Annotated in this window: 22 protein-coding genes; 5 read left to right on the forward strand and 17 right to left on the reverse strand. The window is 63.7% G+C overall.

Annotation, left to right across the window (positions count from 1 at the left end; genetic code table 11):
• Positions 1-11 precede the first annotated feature (11 nt).
• Complete coding sequence (locus tag H3H55_RS30110; protein WP_129516482.1) at positions 12-1,304, reverse strand: MFS transporter; 1,293 nt, start codon at positions 1,302-1,304, stop codon at positions 12-14.
• Between the two features lie 320 nt (positions 1,305-1,624).
• On the opposite strand from H3H55_RS30110, the gene H3H55_RS30115 reads away from it, so the two are divergent.
• Both H3H55_RS30115 and H3H55_RS30120 read left to right on the forward strand, forming a co-directional pair.
• Positions 1,625-3,100, forward strand: coding sequence for a DNA-3-methyladenine glycosylase 2 family protein (locus H3H55_RS30115; protein WP_193101368.1), 1,476 nt, complete (start codon positions 1,625-1,627; stop codon positions 3,098-3,100).
• Entirely contained in the window at positions 3,097-3,630 is a 534-nt protein-coding gene (locus tag H3H55_RS30120; protein WP_193101369.1) for a methylated-DNA--[protein]-cysteine S-methyltransferase, read from the forward strand. Before H3H55_RS30115 ends, H3H55_RS30120 begins: the two co-directional genes overlap by 4 nt.
• Positions 3,631-3,658: 28 nt before the next feature.
• On the opposite strand, the gene H3H55_RS30125 is transcribed toward H3H55_RS30120, so the two are convergent.
• Positions 3,659-4,477 carry an AraC family transcriptional regulator gene (locus tag H3H55_RS30125; RefSeq protein ID WP_193101370.1) on the reverse strand — a complete coding sequence of 273 codons (819 nt, stop codon included), beginning with the start codon at positions 4,475-4,477 and terminating at the stop codon, positions 3,659-3,661.
• Positions 4,478-4,554: 77 nt separating this feature from the next.
• On the opposite strand from H3H55_RS30125, the gene panB reads away from it, so the two are divergent.
• Positions 4,555-5,406 carry a 3-methyl-2-oxobutanoate hydroxymethyltransferase gene (gene panB, locus H3H55_RS30130; RefSeq protein ID WP_193101371.1) on the forward strand — a complete coding sequence of 284 codons (852 nt, stop codon included), beginning with the start codon at positions 4,555-4,557 and terminating at the stop codon, positions 5,404-5,406.
• 19 nt (positions 5,407-5,425) lie between these two features.
• Here the strand turns inward: panB and H3H55_RS30135 are convergent, their stop codons facing one another.
• On the reverse strand, positions 5,426-5,917 hold the full coding sequence (locus H3H55_RS30135; protein ID WP_048251710.1) for an Lrp/AsnC family transcriptional regulator: 492 nt from the start codon (positions 5,915-5,917) through the stop codon (positions 5,426-5,428).
• Positions 5,918-6,073: 156 nt separating this feature from the next.
• Here H3H55_RS30135 and glmS point away from each other — a divergent pair, with 156 nt between their 5' ends.
• On the forward strand, positions 6,074-7,903 hold the full coding sequence (glmS, locus tag H3H55_RS30140) for a glutamine--fructose-6-phosphate transaminase (isomerizing) (protein ID WP_193101372.1): 1,830 nt from the start codon (positions 6,074-6,076) through the stop codon (positions 7,901-7,903).
• 117 nt (positions 7,904-8,020) lie between these two features.
• Here glmS and H3H55_RS30145 read toward each other — a convergent pair whose 3' ends face one another.
• From H3H55_RS30145 to H3H55_RS30200, 12 genes are all read right to left on the reverse strand, one after another.
• Positions 8,021-9,196 (reverse strand): fimbrial protein, encoded by a 1,176-nt coding sequence (locus tag H3H55_RS30145; RefSeq protein WP_193101373.1) that lies wholly within the window; start codon positions 9,194-9,196, stop codon positions 8,021-8,023.
• A complete protein-coding gene (locus H3H55_RS30150; protein WP_193102236.1) occupies positions 9,184-11,730 on the reverse strand; it encodes a fimbria/pilus outer membrane usher protein in 2,547 nt (848 codons plus the stop codon). Before H3H55_RS30150 ends, H3H55_RS30145 begins: the two co-directional genes overlap by 13 nt.
• A gap of 153 nt (positions 11,731-11,883) precedes the next feature.
• Positions 11,884-12,657 (reverse strand): fimbria/pilus periplasmic chaperone, encoded by a 774-nt coding sequence (locus H3H55_RS30155; RefSeq protein ID WP_193101374.1) that lies wholly within the window; start codon positions 12,655-12,657, stop codon positions 11,884-11,886.
• An 89-nt stretch (positions 12,658-12,746) separates the two neighbouring features.
• Entirely contained in the window at positions 12,747-13,289 is a 543-nt protein-coding gene (locus tag H3H55_RS30160; protein ID WP_129516474.1) for a fimbrial protein, read from the reverse strand.
• Positions 13,290-13,595: 306 nt separating this feature from the next.
• Entirely contained in the window at positions 13,596-14,738 is a 1,143-nt protein-coding gene (locus H3H55_RS30165) for a branched-chain amino acid ABC transporter substrate-binding protein (protein WP_193101375.1), read from the reverse strand.
• A gap of 267 nt (positions 14,739-15,005) precedes the next feature.
• Positions 15,006-15,545: a hypothetical protein gene (locus tag H3H55_RS30170; RefSeq protein ID WP_193101376.1), complete on the reverse strand. Its 540-nt coding sequence runs from the start codon at positions 15,543-15,545 to the stop codon at positions 15,006-15,008.
• 17 nt (positions 15,546-15,562) lie between these two features.
• The gene (locus H3H55_RS30175; RefSeq protein ID WP_193101386.1) at positions 15,563-16,393 is read right to left on the reverse strand and encodes a quaternary amine ABC transporter ATP-binding protein; all 831 of its coding nucleotides are present in this window, start codon (positions 16,391-16,393) and stop codon (positions 15,563-15,565) included.
• A complete protein-coding gene (locus H3H55_RS30180; RefSeq protein WP_193101388.1) occupies positions 16,378-17,319 on the reverse strand; it encodes an ABC transporter permease in 942 nt (313 codons plus the stop codon). The genes H3H55_RS30175 and H3H55_RS30180 overlap by 16 nt, the downstream gene beginning before the upstream one ends.
• A gap of 48 nt (positions 17,320-17,367) precedes the next feature.
• The gene (locus H3H55_RS30185) at positions 17,368-18,411 is read right to left on the reverse strand and encodes a glycine betaine ABC transporter substrate-binding protein (RefSeq protein ID WP_193101390.1); all 1,044 of its coding nucleotides are present in this window, start codon (positions 18,409-18,411) and stop codon (positions 17,368-17,370) included.
• A 73-nt stretch (positions 18,412-18,484) separates the two neighbouring features.
• Positions 18,485-19,429, reverse strand: coding sequence for an electron transfer flavoprotein subunit alpha/FixB family protein (locus H3H55_RS30190; RefSeq protein ID WP_193101392.1), 945 nt, complete (start codon positions 19,427-19,429; stop codon positions 18,485-18,487).
• A gap of 10 nt (positions 19,430-19,439) precedes the next feature.
• Complete coding sequence (locus H3H55_RS30195; RefSeq protein WP_193101394.1) at positions 19,440-20,189, reverse strand: electron transfer flavoprotein subunit beta/FixA family protein; 750 nt, start codon at positions 20,187-20,189, stop codon at positions 19,440-19,442.
• A gap of 17 nt (positions 20,190-20,206) precedes the next feature.
• A complete protein-coding gene (locus tag H3H55_RS30200) occupies positions 20,207-22,630 on the reverse strand; it encodes a GcvT family protein (protein ID WP_193101396.1) in 2,424 nt (807 codons plus the stop codon).
• Positions 22,631-22,990: 360 nt separating this feature from the next.
• Between H3H55_RS30200 and H3H55_RS30205 the strand changes: the two genes are divergently transcribed.
• Positions 22,991-23,902, forward strand: a complete 912-nt coding sequence (locus H3H55_RS30205; protein WP_193101398.1) for a LysR substrate-binding domain-containing protein — start codon at positions 22,991-22,993, stop codon at positions 23,900-23,902.
• Positions 23,903-23,905: 3 nt separating this feature from the next.
• Here the strand turns inward: H3H55_RS30205 and H3H55_RS30210 are convergent, their stop codons facing one another.
• Together H3H55_RS30210 and H3H55_RS30215 are read right to left on the reverse strand one after the other, a co-directional pair.
• Positions 23,906-24,937, reverse strand: coding sequence for a flavin reductase family protein (locus tag H3H55_RS30210; RefSeq protein ID WP_193101399.1), 1,032 nt, complete (start codon positions 24,935-24,937; stop codon positions 23,906-23,908).
• On the reverse strand, positions 24,934-26,181 hold the full coding sequence (locus tag H3H55_RS30215; RefSeq protein ID WP_193101400.1) for an aromatic ring-hydroxylating oxygenase subunit alpha: 1,248 nt from the start codon (positions 26,179-26,181) through the stop codon (positions 24,934-24,936). Before H3H55_RS30215 ends, H3H55_RS30210 begins: the two co-directional genes overlap by 4 nt.
• Between the last annotated feature and the right edge of the window lie 233 nt (positions 26,182-26,414).

The following is a 26,414-nucleotide window of genomic DNA, read 5'->3' on the forward strand; positions in this document are numbered from 1 at the left end:
ACCATCAAGCATCAAGCATCGAGTTTCGCGGGCTTCATCTTCGGCGTGAGCACATGCATCACGGCCAACGCGATCAGGTAGGCCGACGCGCCGATCGCGAACAGCACCCAGTAGTGGCCCGTGCGCTGCAGCACCTGGCCGATCACTTCCGAGAACAGCACGCCGCCGATCGAACCGGCCATCCCGCCGATGCCGACCACCGACGCGACCGCGCGGCGCGGGAACAGGTCGGATGCCGTCGTGAACAGGTTCGCCGACCAGCCCTGGTGCGCGGCGGCGGCGAGGCCGACGATCAGCACCGCGATCCACAGGCTCTGCACCTGCGATACGAACGCGATCGGCAGCACGCAGCACGCGCAGATCAGCATCGCCGTCTTGCGCGCGCCGTTCACGCTCCAGCCCGCGCGCAGCAGCATCGACGACAGCCAGCCGCCGCCGATGCTGCCGACCGTCGTCAGCGCATAGATGCAGACGAGCGGCAGGCCGATGTGCTGCATGTCCATCCCGCGCGACTCGTTGAGCCACTTCGGCAGCCAGAACAGGTAGAACCACCACACCGGATCGGTCAGGAACTTGCCGATCAGGAACGCCCACGTCTCGCGCTTGCGGATCAGCTCGCCCCAGCGCGGCGCGCCGGCGTTCGCGTTCGCCGCGTCGAGCGCTTCGGCCTCGTCGCGCGGTTCGTCGTATTCCGCGGCGAGCGCGCGCGTGTCGGCCTGGCGATACAGCACGAGCCACACCGCGAGCCACACGAGGCCGATCGCGCCGATGATCACGAACGCCGCGCGCCAGCCGTAGGCCACCGCGATCGCCGGGATGATCGCCGGCGCGAACACCGCGCCGATGTTCGCGCCCGAGTTGAAGATGCCGGTGGCGAGCGCGCGTTCGCGGCGCGGGAACCACTCGGCCGTCGTCTTGATCGCGGCCGGGAAGTTGCCGCCCTCGCCGATCCCGAGCAGCGCGCGCACGAAGGCAAAGCCCATCACCGAACCGACCGCCGCGTGCAGCATCGCGGCGATGCTCCACACCAGCATCGCCAGCGCGTACGAGATGCGTGTGCCGAGCCAGTCGACGATGCGCCCGAAGCCGAGCAGCCCGAGCGCATAGAACGCGGAAAACGCCATCACGATGCGGCCGTACTGCACCTGGCTCCAGCCGATGTCGTGCTGGAGCATCGGCGCGAGCAGGCCGAGAATCTGCCGATCCATGTAGTTGATGACGGTCGCGAAAAACAGCAGCGCACAGACGGTCCAGCGGTAGCGGCTGGCGACGGCGCGCACCGTGCCGACGACGGCAGATTGCATGAATGTCTCCGATGCGCGGCCGCGCCCGTCGCGCCGCACGATGTTCGTTGACCGGCGACCGGCGCCGGGGCGGGCCGCGGGCACGCTGTCGCGGCACGGCCGATCGCCAATCAATCTGGAAAACGTTTTTCAAAGAATAGAGCGTCTTACGGCACCCTGTCAGTCGGGGATTTCGATGAGTCATCTCAAATTCGTCGCGGCAAAAGAGACGACTGTTTCGCAGTCAGGCATTAACCGTTTTTCCCGGATTTTCCAACGCGCGGACGGCGTGCGCGGTGGCCGATACACATGTCCGATTCCAGCCAGAATCGGTCGCGCGGATGGTTTACAGTCGTTTCATGCGCCTCGATCCCGACACCTGTTATGACGCCCTGCTTTCGCGGAACCGCCGTTTCGACGGCTGGTTCTTCGTCGGCGTGTCGACGACCGGTGTGTATTGCCGCCCCGTCTGCCCGGTCAAGCCGCCGAAAGCGCGGAACTGCCGTTATTACCCGACCGCCGCGGCCGCCGAGAAAGCGGGCTTCCGGCCGTGCATGCGGTGCCGCCCCGAACTCGCGCCCGGCCACGGCTTGCTCGACCTGTCCGGCAATCTCGCCGACGCGGCCGCCACGCTGATCGAGGACGGTTTCCTGAACCTGCATTCCGTCGACGCGCTCGCGCAGCGGGTCGGCGTGACCGAACGCCATCTGCGCCGGATCTTCGCCGCGCAGTTCGGCGTGTCGCCGGTCGAATTCGCGCAGACGCACCGGCTGCTGATGGCCAAGCGGCTGCTGACCGACACCACGTTGCCGGTGGCCGTCGTCGCATCGACGGCCGGGTTCGGCAGCGTGCGGCGCTTCAACGACCTGTTCCGCCAGCGCTACGGCCTCAATCCGTTGCGGCTGCGTAAAGGGGCCGGCCCCTCCGCCGATGGCGACATGACGTTCCCGCTGCCCTACCGGCCGCCGTTTGCGTGGGCCGACCTGATGCGCTTCCTCGCGCAGCGGCAGATCGACGGCGTCGAGCGGATCGACGCGCAGCGTTATGCGCGCGTCGTCGAACTGCCGAATCCGAACCGCGACAGCGGCACCGGCCGCGTGACGGGCTGGCTGTCCGTCGCGCACGTGCCGCAGCGGTTCGCGCTGGCCGTCACCGTGTCGCCCGCGCTGACGCCGGTCGTGCCGGCCGTGCTCGCACGCGTGCGGCGGCTGTTCGATCTCGACAGCCGCCCCGACGTGATCGACGCGCATCTCGGCGAACTCGCGAGCGGCTCGCCCGGCCTGCGTGTGCCCGGCGCGTTCGACGGCCTCGAGATTGCGATCCGCGCGATCGCGGGCGAGCAGCTCGCGGCAGCGCAGGCGAGTGCCGTGCTGGCACGCATCGCCGAACGCTTCGGCACCCCGGTGGACGGCGCGCCGCCGGGACTCACGCATGCGCTGCCTTCCGCGGCGACGCTGGCCGCGCTGCCGCCGGCCGCCCTCGATGCACTCGGCATCGCACGCGAAGCGGCGCAGGCGATCGTGTCGCTCGCACGCGCGGTCGCCGACGGCACGCTCGCACTCGAACCGATGGCGCCGCTCGACGCGACGCTCGCAGCGCTGCGCGCGCTGCCCGGCTTCGACGAGCGCGCGGTGCAGTACGTCGCGATGCGTGCGATGGCCTGGCCGAATGCGTTCCCGGCCGACGATGGGTTGCTGCCCGCCCGCACCGAACGCGCACGTGTGCCATCATCTGCGCCGCATGCCGCGCGCTGGGCACCCTGGCGCGCGTATGCCGCACTGCATGTGTGGCGCCTTCATGGAGAAATATCGCGATGACTCCCGCTCACCTGATTCCGAGCCCGCTGGGCGACATCGCCGTGCGCATCGAGGACGATGCGCTGACCGGCCTGTTCTTCGTCGGCCAGAAATACTTCCCGTCGCTTGCGATCGCGGATAAAGCAGACGCGCACGCGTCATCGCCGATCGCGCGCAAGGTCGCGGAAGAAATCGCGGAATACTTCACCGGCACGCGCGAAACGTTCTCGGTGCCGATCCACCTGCGCGGCACGACGTTTCAGCGGCGCGTGTGGAAGGAACTGCTCGCGATTCCGTTCGGCGAGCTCGTGTCGTACGGCGACATCACCGAACGCGTCGGGTTGCCGATGAGCGGGGCACGCGCAGTGGGCGGTGCCGTCGGCCGGAATCCGGTCTCGATCATCGTGCCGTGCCATCGCGTGGTTGGTGCGTCGGGCAGCCTGACCGGTTATGCGGGCGGCATCGACCGCAAGCGCGCGCTGCTGTCGCTCGAAGGCGCCGGGTTCCAGCGCGACGCAGCTCATCCAGTGCAGACAGCGCTCGCGTTCTGAACGACCGTGAGCGGCGCGCGTCGCCGCGTCACACGGTCAAGACAGGCCGGCGCGCTTCACGCTTCGCATACGCACCGGGCGTCATGCGGAACTTCGCCTGGAACAGCGCGATGAACGACGACGTCGAGTCGTAGCCCAGTTGCGCGGCCACCGCGCCGATCGGCTCGCCCGCATCGAGCAGCGGCAGCGACGCGAGCAGCCGCACGGCCTGCCGCCATTCGGTGAACGACAGCCCCGTGTCCTGCCGGAACAGCCGCGACAACGTGCGCCGCGTCGCGCCCACCTGATGTCCCCATTCGTCGAGACTGCGCGTATCGCCCGGATACGCATGCAACGCACGTGCGATTTTCAGCAGGCGCGGATCGCGCGGCAGCGGCACCGTCAGCGGCGCCGGGCGCATGCGCGCGATCCGGTCGGCGATCAGGCAGACCAGCGCGCCGTCCGGGCCCGTCTCGTCGTAGTTCACCGGCAACTCGCCGGTCGCGATCACCAGTTCGCGCAGCAGCGGCGTCATGCAGAGGATCGTGCAATCGTCGTTCGCGTCGTCGCGCGCGATCGCTTCGTCGAGATACAGGCTATGGAACGCGACACAATCGCGCGTCGACACCGCGTGCGGCACGTGCGGCGGAATCCACATCGCATAGTGCGGTGGCAGCAGCTGCCGGCCCGACGGCGTCGACACCTCGAGCACGCCGCTCGTCGCATACATCAGCTGGGCCCACGGATGACTGTGCGCGTCGACGCTCGCGTTGCCGGGAATCTCGAACGCACGCACGAACAGCGGCCTCGGCAGGCGCGCCATCGGCGGCACTGCGTAAGGGTCACCCGATTGTCCCGCCAGCAACATAAGACGTCCTCCGAAGGTCATTGCACGAACGAGCGCGATGCTACCGTGACGGCTCTACTTTCACACGGCTTCCGCTCATGAGCGCTCACACCCGCACCACCCGCAAGACCGTCACCGCGATCCGCTCGACCAAAGGCATCGGCAGCCTCGTGTCGCTCACCGCGTATTCCGCGCCGATGGCGAAGCTGGTCGACGACGTGGCCGACGTGATCATCGTCGGCGATTCCGTCGGCATGGTGCTGTACGGGATGCCCGATACGCTGCGCGTCACGCTCGACATGATGATTGCACACGGTGCGGCCGTCGTACGCGGCGCGGCGCAAGCGTGTGTCGTCGTCGACCTGCCGTTCTCGACGTACCAGGAATCGCCTGCGCAGGCCTATCGTTCCGCCGCGCGCCTGCTTGCGGAAACCGGCGCGCAAGCCGTGAAGCTCGAAGGCGGCAGCGAGATGGCCGACACGATCCGCTTCCTGACCGATCGCGGCATTCCGGTGATGGCGCATGTCGGCCTCATGCCGCAGCAGGCCAATGCAACAGGCGGTTTCCGCGCGCAGGGGATGGACCCGCGTTCGGCCGCGCAGGTGTTCGACGCCGCGTGCGCGGCCGAGCGGGCCGGCGCGTTCAGCGTCGTCATCGAAGGCACCGCCGAAGCACTCGCGCGCCATCTGACTGAAACGCTGACGATCCCGACGATCGGCATCGGTGCATCGCCCGCCTGCGACGGGCAAGTGCTCGTGACCGAGGACATGATCGGCGCATTCGATGCGTACACGCCGCGCTTCGTGAAGCGCTACGCCGATGCGAATGCGGTGATGCGCGACGCGATCCGCCAGTACGCGCACGACGTGCGGCAACGCGTGTTTCCCGAACCGGCGCATTGCTTCGGGTACGGCAAGCCGCTGCAACTGGCGGACGAGTCCGCTGCATGACGATGAGCGAACGAAGCGATCACGTGCGCTTGCGCATCGCATGCGCGACCCGCGCGTTCGCTTCGAACTTCGCGCGATGCGTCGAGAAGAACGTGCGCACGTTGCGGACGTTCGATGCGCCGGTGAACAACCGTCGCGCGAATTCGTCGTATTCGGCGACGTCGGCCAGATCGGCCACCACCACGAAATCGGGCCCCGGCGACACGCGGTAACACTGCGTGACGGCCGGCTCCGCGCATACGTACGCCTCGAATGCGTCGTAGTCTTCGGCCGTCTGCCGGTCGAGGCTGATCTCGATCAGCGCCGTGACGGCCGTGCCGATCGCCACCGGGTCGAGCACCGCGACCTGCCGGCGGATCACGCCGGCCTCGGTCAGCCGACGCACGCGGCGCATGCAGGTCGGCGGCGACGACAGCGCGCGCTCGGCCAGTTGCAGGTTCGACACCGACGCGTCGTCCTGCAGGATCGCGAGGATGCGCAGGTCGAGATCGTCGAGAGTGATGCCGGCCATCGGCGGCTCCTTCCGGTCATGAAGTGAAATTTAATTTCAACATGATAGACGATCTGCTTTCTGTTTCATTTATTCTTGTATTTTGAAATTTAATTCCATTCGACCACCTCTACCATCGCTCTCACTGATCCAGACAGGACATTTACGGAGCGCGATATGTGTGGAATTGTCGGGGCGGTCGCCCAGCGGGACATCCTGCCGAACCTTGTCGACGGCCTGAAGCGGCTCGAATACCGCGGCTACGACTCGTGCGGCGTCGTGGTCTATCGCGACCGTGCGCTGGCGCGGGCCCGCAGCGTCGACCGCGTCGCGAACCTGCAGCGCGAGATCGCCGAGCATGCGCTGTCGGGCTACACCGGCATCGCGCATACGCGCTGGGCCACGCACGGCGCGCCCGTCACGCTCAACGCGCATCCGCACTTCTCGCCGAGCGACGCCAACGCGCGCATCGCGCTGTCGCATAACGGAATCATCGAGAACTGCGACCCGTTGCGCGCGGAACTGCAGGCGCACGGCTACGTGTTCGCGAGCCAGACCGACAGCGAGGCGATCGCACACCTGATCGACCACCTGTATGACGGCGACCTGTTCGACGCGGTGCGCCGCGCCGTCGCGCGATTGCGCGGCAGCTACGCGATCGCGGTGATGTGCCGCGACGAGCCCCACCGGATCGTCGGCGCGCGCGACGGGATGCCGCTCGTGGTCGGCGTCGGCGAAGGCGAGAACTTCCTCGCATCCGATGCGATTGCGCTGTCGGGCATCACGGATCGCATCGCGTATCTGGAGAACGGCGACGTCGCCGATATCCAGCTGCATCGCTACTGGATCGTCGATGCGGCCGGCCAGCGCGTCGAGCGCGCGGTGCAGCGGGTCGCCGCGCATAGCGGCGCGGCCGATCTCGGGTCGTACCGCTACTACATGCAGAAGGAGATCTTCGAGCAGCCGCAGGCGGTGGCCGATACGCTGCTCGACGTCGCGTCGATCATGCCCGAGCTGTTCGGCGACGGTGCGTGGCGCGTATTCAACGATGTCGATTCGGTGCTGCTGCTCGCCTGCGGCGGCAGCTATCACGCGGCGCTGACCGCGAAGTACTGGATCGAGAGCATCGCGAAGCTGCCGGCGAGTGTAGAAATTGCCAGCGAGTTTCGTTATCGCGACAGCGTGCCGAATCCGCGCACGCTCGTCGTCGCGGTGTCGCAAAGCGGCGAGACGGCCGATGTGCTCGGCGCCGTGCATGTCGCGAAGCAGAGCGGGATGATGCATACGCTCGCGATCTGCAACGTCGCGACGAGTGCGTTGATGCGTGAATGTGCGCTGCAGTTCGTCACGCGTGCGGGTATCGAGATCGGGGTGGCTTCGACGAAAGCGTTCACGACGCAGCTCGTCGCGCTGTTCCTGCTCACGCTGTCGCTTGCGCAGGTGCGCGGGCGGTTGAGTGACGATGAGGAGAAGGAGCATCTGCGTGCATTGCGGCATCTGCCCGATGCGATGTCGAAGGTGCTCGCGCTGGAGCCGCAGATCATGGCGTGGTCGGAACTGCTCGCAAGACGCGACAACATGCTGTTTCTCGGGCGCGGGATGCATTACCCGATCGCGCTCGAAGGTGCGCTGAAGATGAAGGAGATTTCTTATATCCACGCGGAGGCTTATCCGGCGGGCGAGCTGAAGCATGGGCCGCTTGCGTTGGTCAGCAACGAGATGCCGGTGATTGCGGTTGCGCCGAATGACATGCTGCTCGAGAAGCTCAGGTCGAACATGCATGAGGTCAGTGCGCGGAATGGGCGGCTTTTTGTGTTCGCGGATGTGGACTGTGGGTTGGTGCCGAGTGACGGGATCGAGGTGATTCGGCTCAATGAGTACTACGGGCCGCTTTCGCCGATCTTGCATACGGTGCCGATGCAGTTGCTGGCGTATCACGCGGCGTTGGCGAGGGGGACGGATATTGATAAGCCAAGGAATTTGGCTAAGTCGGTGACGGTGGAGTGAACTACTGCTCGCGCCGCGCGAGTCTTGCCCGCAAGCGAATTCCCCAACCGCAGCGTGACCGCGTGCCTGGTCATGCAGGGGCAAGCTCCGTATGCGTCAAAACCCGCTGCGCCTGCCTTACTGATACGTCATGGTGAAGGTCAGCACCGCATTCGCGCTGCCGGCCTTCACGCTGGCGGACGTCTGGTAGTACGTGGCCTTGAGCGGGATCGTGTAGGACCCGCCTGTCGATTTGCTGTAGCTCGTCAGCGTGTACTGCGTGTTGTACTTCAGCGCATTGCCGTTGTTGTCCTTCAGTTGCAGGCCGATGCCGCTGGCCGTCGAATCGCTCGACAGCGCCAGCACGCCGTTGGTGCTGTCGAGCACGGCATTCACCGGGATGAACTGATACTGGATCGTGTTCAGGCCCGACGGGCAGGCATTGACAGCCACGGTGACCGGAATGGCCGGTGAAGTGGTCGAGCCGATGCCCTTGAATGCCGACTGCATATACGAACCCATGTTGACCGTCACGTTCGGCGTGACGCAAGCCGCGACGTTGACGATGGTTGGGGTTAGCGAAAACGACACGAGTGGCGACGCGGCGACCGTATAGACGGAGCCGCCGGTATTCGTTGCAGACGCCCCCACGACCAGCACGCCGCCCGTCACGGTGCCCGCGGTGATCGGGCCGGTCTTGACCAGCGCCGCCTGGACCTGGCCACCGTTGGTGATCGAAGAAACCGTGCCGGTTGTGTTGCAGGCGGTGCCCGTCCACGGACTGGGGAATGTCGAAAGCGGAACGCCGAGATCCCTCCAGGGCTGGTTTCCGCATTGGTTCGCGAAAGTAGCCGCGCCAATCGCGACACCGACGCCAGGCACATTGGTATTCCAGACGGTATAGGTTGCACCACTTGGCGCGGCCACGGTCATGCCGGCCCTGGTCATCGACTGCGGTTCGAAGACCATACCCGAGGACACCACACCCGACACCGTGCACGTGTAGTAGTTGGTGACATTCGACGTGCTGACCCAGCCGGTCAGAAGGGTGCCAACCGCTGCATCGCGCGGGATCGTCACCGAGGACGGCATCGCCAGCATTACCGTCTGCGCTGTTCCCGAGCAGCTTATGCTCGCGGCGAACACGGGACGTGTGCCAAGGCCAAGCATCAGCACCGCCAGCGTGAGCAGCCAAACCGCCAGGCGGCCCGAGCCTCGCGCCGATCTTGCGTGCCTGCGCATCGAGGCCGGCGTCTCGTTTCGTTTCATGATCTTTCCCAGGTCCATCGCGCCCGCTTCGCTCATTTCGTGCATACCGCTTCCGCATCGGTCCAGCGTTGTTTGCTCGTCTTGCTTGCCGTCGCCAGCGTGTACGACATCGAACAGCCCTCGGCGACCGTATCGCCCCACTTCACATTCAGCGTGCCGGTGTCGGTCTTCACGCCGCGCAGTACGATGCGGCCATCCTGCGCCACGGTGCCGACGTTCCGCCCCGCCGCATCGCTCACCTCGGCGCCGAACGGAACCGGCTCGCCATCGGCCATGCGCGCGCGCATGATCACCGCGCGCCCGCCGCCCTCGGTCTCGAACTTCAGTCGCACCACCGCGCCTGCGGTCGGCGCGATGTGCTGCGCGCTCGATTTCAGCTCGACACTCATCGGCACCCCCTTGGGATCGATCTCCACCTCGTTGGTCGAAAACGGCGTCAGGCTCGACACCAGCGCATGACCGAACGGATCGACGCGCAGCCCACTGCCGGCCGTCACGCGTGCCCCGTGCGCGTCCTTGGCCTCGACGATCGCGACGGTCTCGCCCATGGTCGGCGTAAAGGCCACGCCGCCCGCATAGGCCACCATGCCGCCCGAGATGCCGCCGCCGTACTGCTTGAAGCCGGTGCCCGTCGACGCATTGCCCGTGACGGTCGCATACGGCGACATGTAGGACACGTTGCCGCCCACGTTGGTCGCCGCTCGCGCGCCGCCGCCGCTGGTCTGGCCGACGTTCACGCCGTAGCTGAGCGCGTTGTCGACGCCGAGCGCGCCCGTCATCGACTGCTGGACCACGGTCGAACCACGGGAATCGTGCTGCAGGCTGGTCGACGAGTACACCGTGCGCGAGCCGAGGTTCAGCGGGATCGACACGTTCAGCATGAAACGGTTGTCCCAGCGGTTTTGCGTCACGTCGAATTGGCGCGCGGCCGACACGCCGTAGTTGATGCGCCGGAAATTATTGTTGTAGCCGGCCTGGTACTGGGTGTCGTTGCCGCCGCGATTCCAGTAGTTGACGGTCGAGCCCGACAGGTAGAAAGCGCCCCAACCCTCCGGCAAGCTCTGGTTCAGCGTGACCTGGAACTGGCCGCGACGCACGCCGCCCGACAGCAGACCGCTCACGCCGCCCGTCTGCTGGCCGCGCAACTGCATCGCGTCCTGCAGGCCCAGGTAGCCGCTGCTCGAATAACGATAGGCGGCCACCGCGATATTGGTATGGGTCGGGCTGATCAGCTTGCTGTACGAGATCCGCACGCTCTGGCCGTGGCGCGTGCCGATGCCGGGCAAATCGGTATTGGCCTGCGTGATGTCGAGCGCGAACGCGCCCAGCCGGGTATTGAGCGCGGCGCCGACCACGCCGGCCACGTAGCCGGGCGCAGCCGTCACGCCGCCGTAGCCGGTGATCAGGTTGGTGAATCCATGCTGGACGGTCGCCTGGAACAGCGCCGGCTTGCTCGACAGCAGCGGACTGCGGTACTGCCCGGCCGTCACGCTGAAGTGCGTGACGCCCGGCCGCAGCGAACTGACGGCCGACGCATACGGCACCTTGAAGGTGTGGATGCTGCCGTCGGCCTCGGTCACGATGACGTCGAGGTCGCCGCCATAACCGGTCGTATAGAGATCGTCGATCACGAACGGGCCGGTCGCGACGTTGGCGCTGTAGATGACGTTGCCGTTCTGGCGCACCTGTACCAGCGCATTGCTGTTGGCGATGCCGTGAATGGTCGGTGCGTAACCGCGTTGCGATTCCGGATACATGCGCTCGTCGCTGGCGAGCTGCACGCCGCGAAAACCCACGCTGTCGAACATCGTGCCGTCGGTGAACGCGTCGCCGATCACGAACTGCGCCTTCAGGCGCGCGATCGAGCGCTGCAGGCTGGTCTGCACGCTCTGGTAGTGCGGGCCGCCGCGCGAGTCGTAGGTAGTGTTGCCGTTGTGGCGGAAGCGCCAGGGCCCGACGTTCAGGCCGGCGGTGAGGCCCAGGAACGCCTGGGTCGACGAGGCGCCCCGGTTCTCGGCACGATAGATATTGCCGTTGTACGACAGCAGCGCGGCCGGCACGCCCTCGTCCCAGTAGCGCGGGTCCACGTAGCCGCGCGCCGCGCGGCTCAGCGACGCCTGCGGGATGCTGACGTCGAGCCGCTGCTCGCCATTGTCGAAAGTGGCAACCGCGTCCGGCACCAGCATGCCGATCGTCGCGCAAGCCTGGTTCGGGTCCGTCAGCATGTGCGTCGCCTCGGGAGACAGCTTCGCGAGATCCACGCCGACTTGCTGCAGCAGGTCGCGATTGAAGCAGGGCTGGACGTTGTTCGGGTTGTCGCCTACCTGGCGCAGCGTGATCTCGGCGCGACCGATCCAGTTCGTGTTGACGAACAGATCGGCGCGATACGAACCCGGCAACGCGACATTGCCCTTCTCGAAGCGGCTCACGTCCACCCGCGCGCCGCCCGGGCGCTGCAGAAACAGATCGTTGAACTGGACTTCCGCCACTTGCGTGGCATCCGTGGTCGCCGCCATCACACCAGTCGATGCGAACATCGCCAGTGCGAGCAGGCAGCACGGGCGCGGACGCCAGTGCATGGACAGCGGCAAGCTAGATATACGTTGGATCACGATAGACAGCCGAGCGTGAGCAAGCCTGCGCCCTGCCCGGGGCGAGCATGCTGGGTCTTGCGATAGGAGGGACGTGGCGCGCTAGCCGCGCCGCGCGCAATCGGAGAGGTCAGCCGCGCATCATTGCAACGGTGCCGCGGTGCCTGACCGCAGTGGCGCCTCGCTGCTGACCGCGCCACCGTAGTCGTTCAACGCCGTGTAGTGCACGGTGGCGCCGGCCGCATCGGGCACATCACCCTTCAGCGGGAACGCACGCGTCTCGCCCGGCCCGACCATGCCGCCATCGTCGAAGATCGCGCGATGGCCGCCCGACTGCACGCTGATCATGGTCAGCGAGACATGGAACGGCGTCGGGTTATGTACCTCGATGGCCGGCTTGCCGTCGGCCTGTGTGAGGCGCCACGTGAGCTGCGCCGGCGCATCGGCCGACGAACCCTTGAGCTTGTCCGGGCGATAGAACACCTTGATGCGCGAGCGGAACGCGAGCTGGATCCGGTTCATGTCCGCATCCGCCGCGCTCGCCTTGGGCGGCACTTCGAGCACGTTGAGCCAGAACACCGACTCGCGATCCTCCGGCAGCGGCTCGCCGGTATAGACGATGCGCAGCGTCTGCGACTTGGACGAATCGATCCGCGCAATCGGCGGCGTAACGGTGAACGGCACCTTGATATTGGACGGTGCGCTGCGCACGTCACCTGCATCGACCCATGACTGCACGAGCGCCGGCGCCTGGCCTGCGTTCGACAGTTTGAGCGTGACCTCGGATTCGCCCGCACCGTAGATCACGCGCGTGCCGCCGATCACCACCGACGCGTCGGCGGGTGTCGCCAGGTAACCGAGCCATGCGATACACACGGCGGCGATCAAGGATCTGAGTGCTGTTCGGGACTTCATGGTTTGGATCGATGCAGGTAGCGTACAGGAGGGGAGGAACGAAATCGTTTCGCCCCGCCCTACCTTATTATGTATTTCTAAATAACCGATTACTGATAAACGAGCGAGTACATGACGCTCGACGTCGCCGCACCGGCCGTTGCGGCGCCGGTGGCGTAGTATTCCGCGAGGTAGTTCAGCGTGGCGGTGCCGGTAGCGGTGATTGCAACCGACTGTGAGTTCTGCGAAGCGTCTGCGGCACCAAGCTTGATGGGCGTATAGTCGCCGTTCAGCAGGCGAATCTCGACGTTGGTCGCGCCGCCTGCGTTCAGGAACAGGTTGCCGGTGGCGGTGTCGACCGTCGGGCCCGGTTCGAAGTAGGCGTGGACTTTGCCCGACGCCGGCGTGCAGGCCGTCAGCGCGATGCTGAACGCCTTGGCGCTGGCAGTTTGGCCCGCGGCGGCCAGCGCGCTGGTCGACACGTTCAGCAGCGGAACATTGAAGTTGTTCGAGTTGCTGCCGTTGCCGTTGATCGTGCAAGTTTGCGCGGTTACGCTGCCGGTGAACGTAATCGTGCCGTCGGCTGCAGATGCGACTTGCGAAGCCGTGGCGGCGCCCGCGAGCAACAGCGCGGAAATGAGTTTGGTTTGCATGGGTTTTGTTTCAGAAGCGATCTGGATGGATTCACGACGCCGAGGCGATATTCACTCAATATCGCCACGCGTTATCCAATGACAAGCGCGAATAAAACATTGCATGGACGGATGCATTGCTTTCGATCCGGCTGCCCCTGGACTTCGAAAATATTACCCCGACCTTTCTATCGGTAATATGAACTATTGTCACCATGCAATCGTGACCGATGCGGCGTGGAATCTTCGGGCCGGCTGGGGGTGAAGAGGTCTGCAGCCCGCGGCCACAATCTCAGCGAAACTGTCCCAGCAATAGTCGCGCGGGCATCATTTCGACACGGCAACCGACTCCACGCCCTTCCACTTCCCGTCGACGACCTTGAATATCGTCACACGCGCAATCTGAAGATCACCCTTGTCGTCAAAGGAAATCTTGCCGGTCACGCCATCGAAGTTCACTTTCCGCAAGCCCGCCTGGATGTCCTCGCGCTTCACCGAGTTGCTTGCCTGCATTGCCTTGATCAACGCCCACGTTGCGTCGTACGCGTACGGCGAATACAGGACGGGCTTTCCATGCTTCGAAAACTTCTGAGTGAACGCCTTGCCCTTCGGCATCGCGTCCAGCGCGAACCCGGATTCGGACGAGATGTTGCCGTCGGCATTGGCGGGGCCGCCGGCGAGGTCGACGAACTTGTCGGTCTCGATGGCGCAGCCGGCGATAAGCGTCCTGGACATTCCCAGCGCGATCATCTGTTTTCGCATCGGTCCGGCCTGGGCGTCCACGCCCGCGTAGATGATTACGTCGGGATTTTTGGCCTTCAACGCCGTCAGCACGCCGCGAAAGTCGATGGTCTGCGTCGTGACGTATTGGCGGTCGACCGGCGTGACGTTCTTTTCCTTGAGCTGGGCGACGACATCGTCCGAGAACGATTGCCCGTACGCGCTGCGGTCATCGACGACGGCGATCCGCCTGGCCTTCATCTTGTCGAGAACGTAAGCGACCAGCACCCTGACCACGTCATGGTCGTCGCCGATGACGCGATGCGCGGTCTTGAATCCCTGCCGCGTGTACTGGGAGTTGGTCGAAGCGGGAGAAACTTCCGGAACACCCGCGTCCGAGTAAATCTTCGACGCCGGCAACGTAGCGCCGGAATTCAGGTGTCCAACCACACCCACGACTCCGTCGTCGACCAGCTTCTGCGCCACGGTGGTGGCCGTCTTCGGGTCGCCCATATCGTCCTGCGATTCGAGCTCGAACTTGACCGCCTGGCCAGCGATCCTGATGTTGCTCGCATTGGCCTCATCGATGGCCAGGCGAACGCCGCTTTCGCCGTCCTTGCCGATCTGGGCCACCGGCCCGGTAATCGGTCCGGCGTAGCCGATCTTCACGACTTGCTGCGCCATTGCGGTTCCGCAGCATGCAAACATGAGTATCGCGGCGATGGCGCCGCCTGCGATTTTGGCTTTCATGGGGTTCTCCTGGTCTCCGGTTTCATCATTTCGAGCCAAAACGGCTCAGTCAACCCGAAAGAACTGGGGCATTGCATGAGGAAATTGAGGCAGCGCCGACGCGCGGCGGCTGGGAAGGGCAAGCGGCCGTCACCAGACAAACGAAAGGTTGGACGAAAAAACGCGTCGTACGGAAGCGCTTCCATACGACGCGTGAAGGTCATCCTCTCATCGAAAAATGACCGTGGAGACGAAACCCTTCACGAGCGGCATCTCGAACGGCCCGGCTCAACGTGCCACGTGCGTTGCGCTTCTGAGCCGACGCAAGTACCGAAGGCTCGGTCGAAGTGCGTCATTCGTCCTCGACACATCGCGCTGCACAAACGCGTAAAGCGCTCGTTCGTGTTCGAGCAACAGCTCGATCGACGCCCGGTCATCAGCCGGCGCGATGCCTCGAAGCGCCTCGAACCGATGGAGCGCCGGCGTGATGCGTTGCCCCATCGCGTCCAGCAGCGCATGCCAGCCGAGCGGCCTGAGCAACCAGGCAACCACCAGCCCCTTGACCTCCGCTGCATGCCGGTCCGAGCAGGCGACGCGGTGCTTGACCAGCAAGTCGAGCATCAGTTGGCCGGTTTCATGCTCGACCTCGCTCAATATCGAGAACGCGCGCCTCGCATACGAGTCGTTGCGATAATGGCCCGCCATCTCGCTGAAGAAACTGCGGCCCGACACCTCTCCTTCGTGCGCGGCCAACAGTGCGTTTCGATAGGTCCGCGATATGTGCCCTCGTGAATGCCCAGACGAATGTTCGGTTTTGCGTCCGTTCATCGTGTGCTCCGAATGACTCAATGAGGCACACCTTTTTTGAAGAAGCGCCGCACGTAATCGTTCGCGGGGCGGTCGCGAATCTCTTCGGGCGTACCGACCTGCACGACTTCGCCGTCCTTCATGATGGCGATTCGAGAGCCCAGTTTCATCGCCTCGTCGATGTCATGGGTGATGAAAATGACCGTCTTCTTCAACTCCTTCTGCATCTCCAGCAGCAAATCCTGCAGGTCCGAACGAATCAGCGGGTCCAGCGCTGAAAATGCTTCGTCCATGAGCAGGATGTCGGGGTCCGAAACCAGTGCCCGCGCGAGGCCGACGCGCTGCCGCATGCCACCGGAAAGCTCGTCCGGAAACTTGTCGCCGTATCCGCGCAGCCCGATACGACCTTCGAGCCACTTGTGCGCGTCTGCCATCGACGTGGCTTTCGGATCTCCTCTGAGCATCCTGCCGAATACGATGTTCTCCATCACCGTCTTGTGCGGCAACAACGCGAAGCTTTGAAACACCATGCCGATGTTGTACCGGCGGATCTGACGCACCTCACCTTTCGAGAGCTTCAGGATGTCTCTTCCGCGAAAGAGCAGTTGCCCCGAGGTCGGCTCGATGAGACGGTTGAAGTGACGGACCAGCGTGGATTTCCCCGACCCCGACAAACCCATGATGACGAAGATTTCGCCCTCGCGGATTTCGAGCGATACGTCGCGAACGGCAACCGTGCACTGCGTGCTCTCGAGGATGTCCTGTCGGCTCACCCCGTTGCGTGCGGCCTCCTGAGCGGCGCGAAGGCTCCATGCGTCTCTGCCGAAGATCTTGTAGACGTTCCGCAACTCGATCAACGTATCAGCCATACTTTCGCCTCCTTTTGCTCCATCGCGGCGACGCTGCTCGACTTGCGTGCGCGCAACCTGTTCGCCTTCGATGTCTTCAAACGCTCACGACGCGAGCGGCCGTAGGATTGGGTGATGCGGTCGAACACCACGGCCAGCATGACGATGGCTAACCCCGCCTGAATGCCTTGTCCCATGTCCAGGTTGTTGATGCTTGCGAGCACGTCTTCGCCAAGGCCTTTCGCGCCGATCATCGATGCGATGACCACCATCGCCAATGACATCATCACCGCCTGATTCAGCCCCGCCATGATGGAAGGCAACGCAAGCGGCAGTTCGACGGCAAGCAGTTGCTGCGATGGCGTCGCCCCGAAAGCCTGAGATGCCTCGAGCACATCTTCAGGAAGTTGCCTGAGGCCCAGCTCCGTCAGTCGCATCAGCGGCGGCAACGCGTACACGGTGGTCGCGAAAACCGCGGGCACGCGCCCGAGACCAAACAGCATCAGGACCGGAATCAGATAAACGAACGACGGCAGCGTCTGCATCATGTCGAGAATCGGATTGAGCACCTTTCTCAACGTCTTCGACTTCGCCATCGCAATGCCCATCGGTATGCCGATGACGACCGTCACCACCACGGACACGAACATGATCGATACGGTGGAAACAAGCTTGTCCCACAGGCCGAGACATCCGATCGCGTAAGTGAGGCCGACCAGGACCAAGGTCGGCCCCAATCGCCGCGTGCCGAACCAGGCCAGCAGCCCGAGCGAGAACAGGAGCAACGTCGGCGGTGCGGCCTGGAGGCCATGTTCCACCGGGTTGAGGATCCAGACGAGCAGCCAGGTGCTCACTGCGTGGAACTGGTCAGCGTATTGCTGGACGATATGGGTGAAACCTGTGTTGATGCCATCAGCCAGGTTCACCGACACGAAAATGTCTTTCACACTTTGCTCCAGGTCCCGGCGCCTCGTGCGAGGCACCGGGCATTACGACTACTTCGAAATCGACGCTTCGACCTTCTGCGCCACATCGGCGGGAACCCAGGTGGCAAGTTCCTGCGGATTGGCCTTCAGATACTGAATGGCGAGCGTCTTCGGGTCGGCCTTCGTCGAGCCCATGCTCGCCAGCGCCTGATTCACCGCCGACATGGGTAATGACATCCTGCTCAGGAAATCCACCGCAGTCGGGTCGGCTTCGGCAAACGGCGCAGATACGACCACCTTGAGATTGGTGACCGGCGACGCCGACGGACACGGATTGGGGTCCTTGCTGTTGTTGATGGTTTTCCAGCACTGCGCGTTGTATGCCGGTTCGCTCAGCCGGACCGACGGGTACTTTGCGAGCAGCGTCGACGGCTGATAGTAGTAGTAGACAATCGGCTTGCCGCGCTCGTACGCCGACGCGATGGTGGCATCCATGGCGGCGCCCGTTCCCGGATGCGTGTTGGTATACGCGGCATCCAGCTTGTACGCTTTCAGCTTCTGCGAGTTGTCCGATTCGCACTGCCAGCCGATCGGACAATTGAGGATGCTGCCTTTGCCAGGGTCTTCCGGATCGGGAAATGCCTTGCTCAACGAGGCGAGCTGTGAAACGGACTTGAGGTCGGTGGCGACCGGCTTGATATTGCGTTTCGGATCACCCTGCACGACGTAAGCAGGCACGTAGAAGCCTTCCACGCTGCCCCCCTTGACGAGGTCCCCGACGAGCTTGACCTTGCCTTCCTTGGCCGCGGTCTCGACCGCGGCGGTACGGCCATTCCAGTACTCGACGAATACCTGCAGGTCGTTGGTCGCGACAGCGCCCAGCGTGATGGAGTTGGACCCGTTGACGGTCTCGGTCTTGCACCCGTAGCCCTTCTCCAGCACATAACGGGCGACCTCGGTGAAGAACTTGCCGCTGTCCCAGCCGATTTCCGCGAACTTGATGGGCTTCCCCGCACTACACCAGGGCGACGTCGTCGCGGCCGACGACGACGCAGAGATACTGGCAAGGCCGATGGCAAGCGTCGCTACTCCGAGAATCTTTCTGTGGTTCATGGGTGCCTCGTGGGGTCTGGGAAAAGTTCGACTCGACGCGTGCAGCCGAGTCGGGGTCGGTCAGTTACAACGCTTACTGGGCCTCAAGCCATTGGGGCACGGCAGTAAAGAGGTCGGCGACGAGGCCATAGTCCGCCACGCCGAAAATCGGCGCGTCCGGGTCCGAATTCACGGCGACGATGATTTTCGAATCGCGCATCCCCGCAAGGTGCTGGATAGCGCCGGAAAGGCCGATCGCGACATACACGTCGGGCGCGACGACTTTGCCCGTCTGTCCGACTTGGCGGTCGTTCGGCGCAAAGCCGGCATCGACCGCCGCACGTGACGCGCCCAACGCAGCACCCAGCTTGTCCGCCAGCGGAATCAGGACCCGGTCGTAGTTTTCCTTGCTGCCCAACCCGCGGCCGCCCGAGACGATGATTCTTGCGGACCCGAGGTCCGGCCGGTCCGACACTTCGCTGTGGCGTTCCGTCACTCGCGCATGACCCGCGTCGATCTCGGCGGGACGCGGCTCGACGGGCGCCGTGGCGTCTACGCTCTGCGCGGCGGGAAATGCCGTGGAACGGACGGTGATGACCTTGACTGCATCAAGCGCCTCGACCGTCGCGAACACGTTGCCCGCGTAGGTGGGACGCTCGAAAAGCGACTCCCCTTTGATCGCCGTGACGTCGGAGAACTGCGCGACATCCAGCTTCGCCGCGACACGCGGCGCAACGCTCTTGCCAAAACTCGACGTGCTGAAGAAGACGTGCGTGTAACCATCGCGAGCGACGGCGAGCACCGTTTTTGCGACACCCTCGGCATTGCGGTCGGCGAGTCGCTCGGAGGCTGCGGTCAGCACCTTGGCAACCGGGAGTCGTGACGCAGCGTTTGCAGACGCATCGAATCGATCGCCTGCCAGCAGCAAATGGACGTCGGCACCGTTGAGGTGCGCAACTTCGCGCGCCGCCGTCAGGGTGTTCAGGGTCGATGGAAGCAGGCAGTCGTCGAATACGTCTGCGATAACAAGAATGGCCATGTCCGTCCCTTCAGTTCAAGGTTGTCTCGGCACGCAGACGCGACACGAGTGCCGCGACATCCGCGATCCGCTCGCCCGGCTTGCGCGACGCGGGCTCTCGCACGGCGACGGTGCGAAAACGCGGCGCGATGTCGACGCCCAGGCTATCGGCATCGACAACCTCAAGAGGCTTCTTTTTCGCCTTCATCAGATTCGGCAACGTGACGTATCGCGGTTCGTTCAACCGAAGGTCCGCAGTGACAACGGAAGGAAGGCTCATCTCGACGGTTTCCCGACCGTCGTCCGTTTCCTTCACCACGATGAGCTGGTTGTCCCGGCGCTCGATCGACGACGCATACGTCGCCTGAGGAACGTCGAGCAGGGCCGCGAGCAGTTGGCCGGTTTGATTGGCGTCGTCGTCGATCGCCTGCTTGCCCAGAATCACCAGGTCCGCCGCTTCACTGGCAACCAGTTTCTTGAGAATCTTTGCGACGGCCAGCGGCTGAAGGTCGACATCCGTCTGAACCAGAATCGCCCGATCCGCTCCCATCGCCAATGCCGTGCGCAACGTCTCCTGAGATTGAGCGGTTCCGCATGACACGACCACCACTTCGGACGCGTCGCCCTTTTCCTTCAGCCTCACCGCGGACTCGACCGCGATTTCATCGAACGGATTGACCGCCATCTTGATGTTCGCGAGATCTACACCGGCGCCGTCCGCACGGACGCGAACCTTGACGTTCGGATCGGGGACGCGCTTCACGCCTACCAGAATCTTCATGCTTTCGAATCCTTGAATTACTTCGGTGCGCGCATGCGAGCGCCCGTCGGGTCATAGGGAACTTGCGAGAGCAGGCTGGCCGACCGACGCTCGCCGAGCACGTGAACTTCGTAGCCGGTGTTGGCGTGGATGGCGTCCGTCTCGATGTAGCCCAGCGCGAGACTCTTCTTCACCGTATGTCCGTAACCACCGGACGTCGTAAAGCCAACGACGTTGTCGCCGATCCAGATGGGCTCGAAGCCGCTCGCGTCCGCGTCGGTCGCTTCCACTTCGAGCATCACCAGCCGGTGCGTCGGCTTCTCGTCCTTCGCCTCGAGTGCCGCCTCCTTGCCGATGAACGCGGGTTTCGCGAGGTCGACGAAGTGTCCGAGTTCGTTCTGGAACGGCGTGTATTCGGGTGCAAATTCGCGCGACCAGATACCGAAGCCCTTCTCCAGTCGCATCGACAGGAGTGCCCACACACCGTATTCGCGCAGGCCGAGGTCCGTGCCGTTCTCGAACAGCTGTTTGTAGAGCGCGCGCACATAGGTGGATTCGCAGTAAAGCTCGAAGCCGTACTCGCCGGTCAGCGACATGCGAGCCATCATGACCGGCACCACACCCGCCTCGGCGTTCGTCACGGAAAGCAGCGGCCTGGCCGCGTCGACGGCCGTCCTGCCGACCAGGCGCTCCACGAGTTCGGCTGCCTTCGGGCCTGCAACAGCCAGCATCGAAAGGGAATCGCTGCGGTTTTCGACACGCACCGACCCGTCGGCGGGCAGATGCGACTCGAACCAGCGCATGTGCCATTCCTGCAAATAACCCGACCCGGTGATGAAGAACGTTGCTTCGGCCGGCCGGAGAATGGTGAGGTCGCCCATCAGGCGCCCGGACTCGCCGAGCATCGGGGCAAGACGCGCGCGACCGACGGCGGGAATCTTCGACGCGAAGATGCGGTCGAGCCATGCAAACGCGCCGGGGCCGGTGACTTCGTATTTGGCGTACCCGCTCGCATCGAACAGGCCCACGTTCTCGCGCACATTCGCGCACTCTTCGGCGACCACCTCGAACGCGTTCGAGCGTTTGAAGGTGGGCGTCTCGACGGCATCGTCGCCGGGGCGCGCGAACCACATCGGCGTTTCCAGACCGTAGCTGACACCGAACACCGCATTCTTTTCGTGCTGATACTCGTAAAGCGGCGTGGTACGCATCGGCCGGCCTGCCGGCCATTGCTCGTTCGGACGGGTCAGATAGAAGCGGTGTTCGTAGAATTCCTGAGCCTTGGCGGTGACGAAGTTCTGCGTCAGCTTCGGGAAGCGTGCGACATCGAAACCGAACACGTTGTCGGACGGTTCGCCGTGAATCATCCACTGGGCCAGCGCGAGGCCCATGCCGCCGCCTTGACTGAAACCGGCCATGCACCCGCATGCCGCCCAATAATTTTTCTTCCCGCGAACCGGACCGACGAGCGGGTTGCCGTCCGGCGTAAAGGTGAACGGGCCGTTGACGATGCGCTTGATGCCCGCGTTGCCGACGCTCGGGAAGCGCTCGAAACCCTTCATGAGTTCGTTCTCGAGCTTCTCGAGATCCGGTTGCAGGAGGTCGGTCTCGCCGTACTCCCAAGGCGTGCCGGCCAGCGACCAGGGTGTCGAGTTCTTCTCATAGACGCCGAAGAGCACACCGTTGTGCTCCTGCCGCATATAGATCTCGCCGTCGAGGTCCACCATGACGGGAATTTCCTTGCCGTGCGCTTCGAGCTCCGGAATCGTCTCCGTAATCAGGTAGTGATGTTCCATCGGGATGAGCGGCAGCTTCACGCCGGCCATCATCCCGACCTCGCGCGCCCAGAGGCCGGCCGCGTTCACGACGTGTTCGGCATGGATGACGCCCTTGTCCGTGTAGACGTTCCAGGTTCCGTCGGGACGCTGTTCGAGACGCTCCACCTTCGTCTGCTGAAAAATGTCGGCCCCTTGCTTCCTGGCCGCCCGGGCATAGGCCTGCGTCGCGCCGTACGGATCCAGGTGTCCCTCGTCCGGGGTCCACAGGCCGCCCAGCACTTCGCCGACTTCCACGAGCGGACACAGCGCCTTGATGTCGGCAGGCGTGATGAGTTCGCTCTCGATGCCCATGAAGCGATGACGGCTCCACTCCGTACGCAGAAACTCCCAACGCTCGGGCGTCGCGGCGAACGCAACGCCGCCCGGCACGTGCAGACCGACATCCTGGTCGCCGGCCTCCTGAATTTCCTTGTACAACGCGATCGTGTAGGCCTGCAGACGGACCACGTTCGGGTCGCTGTTGATGGAGTGGAAACCTGCTGCGGCGTGCCATGTCGAGCCGGCGGTCAGGACCTTGCGTTCGAGAAGCGCGACGTCCTTCCAGCCGAACTTGGTGAGGTGATAGAGGACGGAACAACCGACGACACCACCGCCGATTACGACTGCCTGATAGTGAGATTTCATTTTTTGCCAGTTTCCAATCTGTTCGTCTGCGCCCGAGCGAATCGAGCAGGCCCGTCAGTGCGCATCCACTGGAAGTGAATTTCGAGCCTCAAAAATAGGTAGTCAGAAATCTGGCGGAAACCGAAAAGAGCTGAGGTTGAGCATGAAAATTCTCATGCAAAGGGAAACCATTCCCAAACGGCCGATACAGCGGGGTTCCCCGTCGTGCCATGCCAGACGGGCGTCACCGGGTTAGGGAAATTCCTTACACCGCTCGGCGGCCTGTGCGTAGCCTGCTTTTTTGGAATCCAGTAAATTGCCGGGAACCCCTGATGTAGCGTCGAGTGCGGGAGCGGACCTGCACCTTGTGAGGTCTCATACGTGGCAAGCCAAAGAAAGCGTCTTCCCCCCCTGAACACCATCGCGGCCTTCGAAGCGTCAGCACGCCTGATGAGTTTCACGCGCGCGGCCGAGGAGCTGCACCTCTCGCAAGGTGCGGTGAGCCGACAGATCCAGGTGCTCGAGGAGCGCATGGGCGTGACGTTGTTCAACCGCCGCCACAAGGAAATTCAGCTGACCCGGGCCGGGCTCATCTTTCAGCAGGCGATCGCACAGAGTCTCAATTCGATCCGTCGTGCGGTGACGATGATCGAAGCGCTCGACACGAGTACGGTGACCATCGCGGCAAGCAATGCAATGGCCAGCTTCTGGCTGATGCCGGCCATCATCGATTTCCGGAGTCAGCATCCGAACATCGACATTCGCGTCCTGGCGAGCAATTCGCCGGTGGACCCGTGGCAGGACCCTGTCGATCTCGCGATCCGATACGGCGATGGGCACTGGCCAAACGTCACCAAGGTGAAGCTGTTCGACGAAGAGATTTTTCCGGTGTGCGCGCCCGCCTACCAACGCGAACACGGCATCAAGGAAATCGAGGATCTGCTGAAATGCGAGTTGATTGAACTGGACTCGGGTATCTCCGAGTTCAACTCATGGGACGCATGGCTCGAAGGCGCCGGATTTCAACCGGGTGTTCTGCACAAGAACCTCACCGTATCCAACTACGACCTCGTCTATCGGGCCGCGTGCAGCGGCAAAGGCGTCGCGCTCGCCTGGGCGTACGGCATCCCGCATGAGGCACGAGAAACGCTGCTCGTCCGACCGCTCGACATCTCCATCAAGACCGGCCTCTCGGAATACATCATCTATACGGAAAACGAAGAATTGAGCGCGCCCGCTCAAACGTTTCTGGAGTGGCTGATCGACTTCGGCAAACGCAGCCTCTGGACCTAGCCATCAGTATTCGATCGTGACGTCGGAGAGCGGCACCGAGCAGCAGGCGAGGATATACCCCTCCTCGACCTCTTCATCCATGATGCCGCCGTTGTGCCGCATGTCCACGTCACCCTCGAGCTTCTTCACCTTGCACGTGCCGCACACGCCGGAGCGGCACGCATTGGGAATCTTCACGCCCTGACGCGACGCGTGAACCGCATCCAGAATCGTGGTGCCCGGCGCGCACGACGCGTCGAAGCCGGATTCCGAGAGCCGAACGCTTGTCACGTTTGAACGCGTGACAACGTGGGCCGGCGGAGCGTCCGGGATAGTGAAGCTCTCCTGGTGAAATTTCGACGGGTCTCCGCCGCTGCTCACAAACGCTTCCCGCATATCGGCCATGAAGGAATCCGGCCCGCAGCAAAGGACGCGACGAGCCTCCCACCCGGGGACAGCCCGGTCGAGCAAGTCGGCGCACATCCTCCCTGCCTGACAATCGCCGGAGCTTGAGCGGGACGCATAAAAATGCGGAATCATTCCTCTTCCAGCGGCGCTCATCGCCGCCAGTTCCTCGCGAAAGAGGATGTCTTCAGGTGTTCTCGCGAACTGGAAAAACTGAATGTCCGAAGCCCGAGCGCGTGCATGCAGGTGACGAGCCATCGACATCAATGGCGTGACGCCCACACCACCGGCGACAAACAGCAGCGGCTCATCGTGGGCTTCCGGCACCACGAAGTCGCCTGCGGCGTGCGACGCCTGGATGCGCGCGCCAACCTGCAGCGCCTCGTGCAGCCACGTCGAGACGACGCCGCCCGGCGAGTGCTTCACCGTGATCTCGAACGCTCCGGCCTGCGTCGTTTCCGGTGCACAGGAAACCGTGTAGCAACGGTAGACATTCTCGCCGCCGATTTCCAATCCCAGCGTGACGTACTGGCCGGCCTGGAAATCGAACTTCCGGCTGGCGCGGGAGACGCGGAAGCGGAATGTTTTCACATTCCAGCTCTCGGGTTGAATGTCGACGCACGTCGCCTCGACGAAAGGACTGCCGGTCATGCTTCGATACACTCCACTGGGAAAACTTTGGGCGCCGCCGCCAATTCACGCCGAAGCGTGTCGAGATACCAGTCGATGAACTCGGTCACGCCGCTCTCGACCAGAGGCGAGTACGGACCCGGCTGATAGCCCTTCGAATTGATCCCTTGCTGGTTCGCCTCCACCAGCGTCTGATCCTGCGCATTGGTCGCCGCCCAGACTGCGGTGAGCTCGTCGACGGTGTAATCCTCTCCTTCGATAGCGTCGCCGTTGACGAGCCACCACGTCGTCACCTGGGTCTCGGTCGGACTGACAGGCAGCACGCGGAACGCAACCGCATGGTCCGACAGGACGTGGTTCCAGGTGTTGGGGAAGCGCAGGAGACGAAGCGAACCGACATCCGCGTCCTCGTTCGTTCCGAGCAGCTTCTTGCAGGCCAGCGCCCCCGTCATCGTGAACGACAACCCGCGTTCCATCGCCACGCGTACAAGGCGGTAGCCTTCGTCCGTTTCGATGGGCTTGTGCGGCAAGCCGGCACGATCCCAGCGTGCTTCGTCGTTGGCGCACTTGACCGCGTAGTCCCCGCCGAACCGTGGGTCGGTCGGGCCATCGAACTCGGAGATGGTTCGAAGCAGTTCCGGATGACTGCCGGTGCAGTGATAACACTCGCGGTTATTCTCGATGACGAGCTTCCAGTTTCCCTTTTCGATGATGGTCGACTGGTGAGCGATCTTGGCGTTATCGAGACCGTGAGGCTGAATATACGGCGACACCTTTGCCTTGAATGCATCAAACGGCGCGGGGTCGTCTGCGAGCGAAATAAAGATGTAGCCCTCGACCGTCTCGCAATGCACCGAGCGCAGAGCGAATGCCGACGTATCGAATTCCTCGCCCATTTCCTTGGCGAACATCAGTTTGCCGTCGAGCCCGTACGTCCACTGGTGATACGGACAGACCAGCGTGCCGGATGACCCCTTCTCGCCGGCGCAGATCCGCGAGCCCCGGTGACGACACGTGTTGTAAAACGCGCGGACGACTTTCGTGCGATCGCGAACGACCAGGATGGAGCTTTTGCCGACCTGAACCGTGAACCAGTTGCCCGGCTTCGGAATCTGCGCCGTCATGCCCGCAAACAGCCACTGACGTTCCCAGATGAGTTCGAGCTCCCGGTCAAATACGGCCTGATCCGTGTAGAACGGTTGCGGCAGCGACCGGCCGGGCTGACGGGAATCGACGAGTGCGGAAAGCTGCGAATTTGACAGCATGATGGGGGCCTGTGTTCGTTTCGGATGGTTCGCGGAGACCTGATCTACATGCGGATTTGAATCCGTACGAGAAACCCGCGCAAGCGAGAATTCTTGATGCTTTGCATGTGTTTTTCGAGGCCAGGAACGCCATCCGTCAACTCGTCCGGGTGCCCCATGCGTCGACGCGGCTCAGCGCATCGTCATGTCATTCGAAATTTCATACACGGTTCGCATCGCGCAGGCGGATTCCC

Source organism: Burkholderia sp. Z1 (genome assembly GCF_014893795.1).
Classification (GTDB): Bacteria; Pseudomonadota; Gammaproteobacteria; order Burkholderiales; family Burkholderiaceae; genus Burkholderia; species Burkholderia theae.